Source organism: Mesorhizobium sp. M5C.F.Ca.IN.020.29.1.1, from assembly GCF_003997375.1.
Lineage (GTDB): Bacteria > Pseudomonadota > Alphaproteobacteria > Rhizobiales > Rhizobiaceae > Mesorhizobium > Mesorhizobium wenxiniae.
The window spans coordinates 1-7619 of sequence record NZ_RZSW01000298.1 but is presented as its reverse complement, the minus strand read 5'-3'; the positions used below and the strand labels follow the sequence as shown (position 1 = coordinate 7619).

The 7619-nt window shown below is 62.7% G+C and carries 2 protein-coding genes; both read right to left on the bottom strand.

Going from position 1 to position 7619, the window contains the following annotated elements:
* Nucleotides 1-1421 (bottom strand): glucan ABC transporter ATP-binding protein/ permease (locus tag EOA85_RS21840; RefSeq protein WP_127211132.1); only part of this gene is annotated, 1421 nt, incomplete at its 3' end.
* A gap of 357 nt (nucleotides 1422-1778) precedes the next feature.
* A partial coding sequence (locus tag EOA85_RS21835) for a glucoamylase family protein (RefSeq protein ID WP_127211131.1) occupies nucleotides 1779-7619 on the bottom strand: 5841 nt, incomplete at its 5' end.

The following is a 7619-nucleotide window of genomic DNA, read 5'->3' as shown; positions in this document are numbered from 1 at the left end:
CCCGAAAGCTGTCCCCCGCGTTCGCCGACGACCGTGTCGTAGCCGTTGCTCTTCGACAGGATGAAATCCTGCGCGGCAGCGGCATTGGCGGCAGCGTGGACCTCATCATAGGTCGCCTCGGCGCGCCCGACGCGGATATTGTCCTCGATCGAGCGGTTGAGCAGGCCCGCATCCTGGAACACGGTGGCGATCGAGTGGCGCAGCGACTTGCGGGTCACCGTACGGGTATCGATGCCATCGATCAGAATCCGGCCGCTGGACGGCGCAAAGACGCGCTGCAAAAGATTGATGAGCGTGGTCTTGCCCGCGCCCGTCGGACCGACGACGGCGACGGTCTGGCCGGCATGGACCTCGAACGACACGTCGTTCACGCCCTGCCCCGAATTGGCGAATTCGAAGCTGACGTTTTCAAAACGCACATGACCAGTGACGTTGCCGAGGTCACGCAACCCGTCCGGCTCGGCGGCGTCGGCCGCGGAGTCCTCGAGGCGGTAAAATTCCTCGAGCTTGGCCCTGGCCTCCGAAATCTGGTTGGCGAAGGCCGACATCTGGTCGAGCCGGGCAATCAGCAGCGTTGCAAAGCCGGTAAAGGCGATGACGTCACCGATACGCAATTGGCCATGCATGACCAGATAGGAGCCGATCAACAGCACGACCATCATCGAAATGGTGGACGACAGGCGGTGCAGGGCGTTGGCCAATGCCCACCAGTCGAGCACCGGATATTGGGCATCAAGCAGATTCTTGACATAACGCTTCAAGGCGTCGGTCTCGTGGCCGATTCGATTGTAGCTCTGCAGCACGGCGACGTTGCTGACCGAGTCGCTCACATGCGCGAACACCTGGTGAAAATGCCGCTCCACGGACGCCTGGCCTTCCCTGGTACGACGCATCACCAGCCGCCCGATTCCGACATAGAGCGCGCCCAGCGCCAGCAGGACCATCGACATGCGAATATCCATGCTGAGCGCCGTCGGCACCAGCAGAACCAGTGCGACGACAGTGGACAAATGCTGCCTCATGAACTCGAGCCAGAGGCTGAACAGGGTCTCGACCGCGCGCAGAAGCGTATGCAGAGAGTTGGAGGTGCCGCGCTGATGATGCCAAGCAAGCGGCATGGTGATCACGCGCTCGAATGACTGACAAAGCACCTCGCTGCGTCGTGCATGGGCAAAGCGGTCAGCGCCGCGCGCCACCAGAACGAAGGCGACGACGTTGAAGACGCCTATACCGGCCCATACGGCGAGCGTCGAAAAGACCGAGCCGCCGTCCGAAATAGCATCGATCACCCGTCCGAACATGATCGGCTCAAGGATGGCGATAATGGCCAGCGCGACATTCGCCCCGCAGATAAACGCTACGCGTTTTCTGTCGGCAGCGAGATAACCAAGCGCTCTCCAGTAGATCTGCAGAAGGGACACTTCAGCTACTCCGGCAAATTGTTATTGTGCACTGCATCATTTTCTACACGTACCCGTTGACGTGTCGCGAAACAATGCTCGTGTACCCCTTCAGTTCCCAATTCGCGAACAAAAGATGGCGACGCTGCGAAATCTGTCGTGATCACCTAACGGTTTGAGAAAAAAGGTAAAATGTCAGCCCTGCGGCAAAATCGTGGCAGGCTGCAAGCACTGCCGCAATTTTAATCAGCAACTGGTCATGTACGAATCCCTAAAGGCTGCACCGGCTTTTGGGAAAGCTCATGCGCAATAGAATTTCTAGAGCAACCTTAAACAACGCGCACCCCAAGACGTGCAAAAACGCCAAAATCCTTGGAACTACGCCGGTATCCTGACGACCACCTCGGCCTTGTCGCCGGCTTTCGGTTCGAAAGACGAAGCCTTCGTCTTTTTACCATCTACCTCTAACGAGATGGCTTTGACCTTGGCGTCGCGGACAACGCGAACCCTGAGTTCGGCCCCCAGCACCTTGAGCGTTGCTGTATAACCATTCCAATGGCTGGGGAGTTTCGGCCTGAACCGAATGCGCTCGCCCCTGCGCTCAATGCCGAGGATGCCCTCGACCGCCGCGCGATAAAGCCAGCCGGCCGAGCCGGTGTACCAGGTCCAGCCACCGCGGCCGCCCTTGCCTTGCCCGGCGTAGACGTCGGCCGCGACGACATAAGGCTCGACACGGTAGTGCTCGGCAGCGGCCTCGTCGAGCGCGTGGTTGACCGGGTTGAGCATCGAGAGACAGCGGTAGGCGTCGTCGGTGCGCCCCATTTCGGCGAGCGCAATGACGAACCATGTCGCCGCGTGGGTGTACTGGCCGCCGTTTTCACGGACACCCGGCGGGTAGCTCTTGATGTAGCCTGGATTCTGTTCCGTCCTGGAGAAGGGCGGGGTGAAAAGCTTGACGATCTTGAGCTCGTCGTCGACGAGCATTTTCATCGCCTGCTGCATCGCCGTCGTCGACCGCGCCGGATCGCCCTCGCCCGACAGCACGCTCCACGACTGGGCAATCGAGTCGATCTTGCACTCCTGCGAACCGCGCGACCCCAGTGGCGTGCCGTCGTCGAAGCTACCGCGACGATACCATTCACCATCCCAGGCCGTGCTTTCCAGCGCCCGCTTCAGCACGTCAGCGTGTTTTGTCCAGGCTTGCGCGCGCTTGGTATCGCCTTCCGCCTTGGCGACAGGTGCAAAGTCGCCCAGCGTCTTCAGCAGGAACCAGCCCAGCCAGACGCTCTCGCCCTTACCGTGCTCGCCGACACGGTTCATGCCGTCGTTCCAGTCGCCACCGAGGATCAGCGGCAGTCCGGCGGGGCTGCTGCGCTTGATCGCAAGGTCAAGTGCGCGTGCGCAATGGTCATAGAGTGAAGCGGTCTTCTTCGAGATCTCCGGGGTGAAGAAGGCGTCGTGCTCGCCTTCTTCCAGAGGCGGCCCGTCGATGAAGGGCAGTTGTTCCCTCAGGATCGCGGTATCGCCGGTCACCTGCAAGTAGTGCGAGGTGGCGTGGGCGAGCCAGACAACGTCGTCGGAAATCATGGTGCGGACGCCTGCCTCGGTGCGCGGCAGCCACCAGTGCTGCACGTCACCTTCGGGGAATTGCCGCCGCGTCGCGTTGAGGATCTGGTCGCGCGCCAATTTCGGATCATGGACAAGCAGAGCCAGCGTGTCCTGCAACTGATCGCGGAAGCCAAAAGCGCCGCTCGCCTGGTAAAACGCGGAGCGGGCGCGGATGCGGCAGGCAAGGCTCTGATAGGGCAGCCAGTGGTTGACCATGGCGTTGAGCGCCTTGTCCGGCGTCTCGACCTGGATGGTGTCGAGAAACCCCCGCCAGGTGCGTTCGTTGTCAGCCAGCCGCTGATCGAAATCCTTGCTGCTATGATGCTGTACCAGCGCGCTGGCTTCCTCGGCAGAGGCTGCATCGCCGAGCAGCCAGAGCAGCGTCACGTCGCCGCCGGCAGGGATGTCGATGTCGCGTGCAATTGCAGCACAAGGATCATCGCCGGCCTCGACGCGGCCCGACAGGCTGGCGCCGCTGAGCACGGCATGCGGAAGTTCGCTGGTGCCGTGCCGGCCGATGAACTCGCCGCGGTCGGCCGTTACAGAATGTGCCGCGCTGTCGGTGGCCAGGAAGGCGACCCGGTCGCTGAAGTCGAGCCCGTACGGATTTTGCGCCAGCAACGCGCCCGTCACAGCATCCCTGGACGGAACGATGGTCGCCGCCGTGCGCGAACGATGGCTGCCAAGAACCCATTCCGCATAGGCATAAACCCGCAGGCGCGCCGGCACCGAACCCGAATTCTGGATGCGCAATCGGGAGATTTTCACCGGATCGACAGGATCCACCACATGGGTCAAGTCCATCGACAGCGGTCCGCGCTTCGAACGGAAGGTCGAAAAACCCTGCCCGTGCCATGTTTCGTAGGTCATGGCGGGATCGCGCACGACTGCGGCCGCCGGCGAGAACGCCCGGCCGTTGGCGTGATCGTAGATATAGATGCCCTCGCCGGGCCGGTTGGTGACCGGGTCGTTCGCCCACGGCGTCAATTGATAGTCGCGGCTGTTTCGGCTCCAGGTGAAGGCAGCGCCTTCAGCCGAAACATGGAAACCGAACGAGGCGTTGGAGACGACGTTGATCCAGGGCTGCGGCGTCGTACGCCGGCCAGCAAGGCGCACGACATAGTGGCGTCCGTCGCCCTCGAAGCCGCCAAAACCGTTCCACTGATTGAGCCCGCTGCCGTCGGCACTGCCTTCGATCGAGGCCTGGGCAGCCCATGCCGGCGGAGACGGTTCGCGAAGCGCTGCTGCACCTGCCGGCTGCAAAGCGTCCCGTGCTTGCAGCGCAGCGGCCTCGGCGCGCTCGATCTGATCGAAGATGGTGCCGTTTCGCGTGTGCAGGGCGACGCGGGCGACGGCGAGCAGCGTCTTGTAGGTCGTTTCGTCCATGAGATCGCGGCGCACGGCGAAGATGTGCTGGCGGGGTCCGAGCTCCTTGCCGCGCAGACGGCTGTTTTCGCACAGCGTCTCGACTGCCCGTTGCAGATCCTGCACGTAGGATGAAGCCTGCTCGTTAACCACGACAAAGTCGATCATCATGCCGCGGGCGCGCATATATTCCTGGAAGCGGAGCGCCTGGGCAACGATTTCGAGATCGGCGACATCGCCGATCCTGACCAGGAAAATCGGAAAGTCGCCGGATATGCTGGTCGGCCACAGACTGGACTGCTTACCGAGCCCGGAGGCGATCGATTCGGCCGGAAGGCGCAGGAACGGATCAGGATAGATCAGATAACGCGCCAGATTCTGCACATTGGCGGCATCGGCAAGGCTGAGGCCGAGATGACGGGTCTGCACCTGCGAGCGGGTCCAGGCGAGCATCGCCTGACGGGCGAAGGCTTCCGGATGATCGAGCCGCGCAATGGCATCTTCGAGTTCGGCACGGTTGGCGCCGACGGCAGTCCAGAAGGTCAGCGATATCTTCTTGTTGGCCGGCACGCGCACCTGTCGGCGAAGTGCTGCGACCGGATCCAGCGTGAAGCCGGAATGGCCGCCAAGCTTGGCGCCGGGATCGAAGGCGGCGGCCTCGGTTATGGTGCGGCCGCGGCCGATGAAGGCGCGCCGGTCGGTTTCGGCCTCGGCGTCGCGCGTCGACCCAGACGGGTCGGTGACGAAGTGGACCATGGTGACATCAGGCTCGTCCGTTTCCCGCTTGCGTCTTGTGGCGAAGATCGCCCCGTTATTCGCGGCGATTTCGGTTTCCACGAACATTTTCGAGAAGGCAGGATGCGCGTTGTCGGATGCGTCGTAGCCCAGCACCAGTTCGGCAAAGGAGGTCACTTCGATATGCCGATCGACCGGGCCGTCATTGTATAGCGTCACCCGCCGGCCTTCGCCGTTTCCTTCCGAGATGACGATGCATTCGACCTCCGAACGCAGTGATCCCACCGACTTGATGAAGCTCGCCTTGTCGTCGGAGAACAGCGTCTGCACTTCTTCGTCGGTGGCACGCTTCGGCTCGGCGGTGGCCGACCACCAGTCGCCGGTGCCGGCGTCGCGCAGGAAGATATAGGAGCCAAGCCGATCCTCGGTTGGATCCGGCTGCCAGCGCGTGACGGCAAGCTCGCCCCAGCGGCTATAGCCGGAGCCGGTCGCGGTGACCATGACCGAGTAGCGGCCATTGGACATGACGCTGGTCGAACGCAGCGCCTTGAGCGGGTTGAGCACGATGCGCGTATCGGGGCTCTCGACTTCCGTTTCGTCCTTCGACCGTTCGTCGGCCTCGGTCCTGACGGTGGCGGTCGGGATGTCGCGCGGCGCTCTTTCCTGCAGCAGCAACTCGGCCGACTCGATCACCGGATCGCTGTGGAAGCGGTCGCGCAGGCGTCCTTCGAAGATGGCGTCGGCAACGGCGGCGATCGACATCCCGGAATGGTGGGCCATGTAGTTCAGCACGACGACATGGTCGGTGCCCTCCGGCACGCGCTGCGGGGTGAAATCGACCGCATCGTAGAAGCCGTGCCGCCCAAGGGCGCCAAGCCGCCTCAGCCTGGCAAGGTTCTGCACCGATTCACGCGGGGTGAACTGCGCCGCCAGCACGGTCGCATAAGGCGCAATCACCGTGTTCTGGCCAAGACCTCGCTTCAGGCCCAGCCCGGGCACGCCGAAATTGGTGTATTGGTAGGTCAGTTCGCGGTCGCGGGCATTGTAGGCCGCTTCCGAGATCCCCCAGGGCACGTTCTTCGAGCGGCCGTACTGGATCTGACGTTTGATGATGAGCTTGCTGGTCTGGTTGAGGATGCTGCCTTGCGCCTCCTTCATCACCAGCGGCGGCATCAGATACTCGAACATCGAGCCGGACCAGGACATCAGTGCGCCCTTGAACCCGATCTCGACGATCGGCCGGCCGAGGTGGAACCAGTGCTCCGTCGGCAGATCGCCCTTGGCGATGGCGAACAGGCTGGTCAGCCGCGCCTCGGAAGCCAGGAGGTCGTAGCAGCTTTCGTCGAGCTGATGCTCCTCGACCCGGTAGCCGATCGACAGGAGCTTGCGTTCCTTCCGCATGAGGAAGGAGAAATCCATCTCGAAGGCGAAGCGACGCGTGCGCTCGCGCAGCGAAAGAAGCTTGGCCCGCAAGGCTTCGACGGCATTGTCGTCGCTATGCGCGTCATGGACATGCGCTTCGCAGGTTGCTTCCAGTCTCGCCGCCCAGTCGGCGATAGTATCGCTCTGTGTCGATGCGGCCTCGGTATGGATGGCGATGGCGAGCTTGCGAATCTCGCCGGCCAGAACGGCCAGGTTGATGGTGCGGATCGATGCCATCTCGGGCTGTGCTTTGATCGATTCGACCGCGCGCCGCATGCCGTCGAGGCGATCGGCGAGCCGCTGGCGCAACGGCCGCAACTGGCGACGGTCGTCAGGCAACTCCGCCAGGCTTTCGTCGAGGATCGTCACCGTATCGAGGATACCCTCGAAGTCGCCCTGAAGGTGGACTGCAGGCGCTTCCGCCCATTCGGCGCAGGCGGCCGCCACCGCCACCAGATGGCCGGCAAGATTGCCGCTATCGACGGCGGAAATATAGAGCGGATAGAGCGGTTTCAGCGTCGTCGTGTCATACCAGTTGAAGAGATGGCCGCGCTCACGCGGCATGCTCTCGATGGTCGACATCGTCGCGTCGATGCGGGTGGTCGCGTCGGACAGACTGATCCAGCCGAAGTCGCGCGCTGAAATCACCGACAGGAGATAGACGCCGATATTGGTCGGAGAGGTGCGGGGCGCCACGACAGGCGCCGGACTTTCCTGGAAATTGTCGGGCGGCAGGTTGTGATGCTCGGCCGTCACGAAGGTCTCGAAATAATGCCATGTGCGCCGCGCAACGGTGCGCAGCGCATGAATGTCAGCCGCCGATATGCGCAAACGGTCCTCGGTTTCGGCCGAGCGGCTGATCCAGAAAGCGAACGCTGGTGAGCCGATCCAGAACAGCGCGAAGAAGAAGGCGACGAAAGCTCCGGTGGAATCGGCCAGAACCGGGATGGCGAGGCCGACGACCCCGACAATCACCGCGCCGTACATCATGCCGTAATAGGAGCCGAGATCGTTGTCGCCATTCTTGTGCGCCTGCGAGGCAGTGCGCCATTCGAGCAGATTCTGCCGACTGACGAACAGACGGTAGAG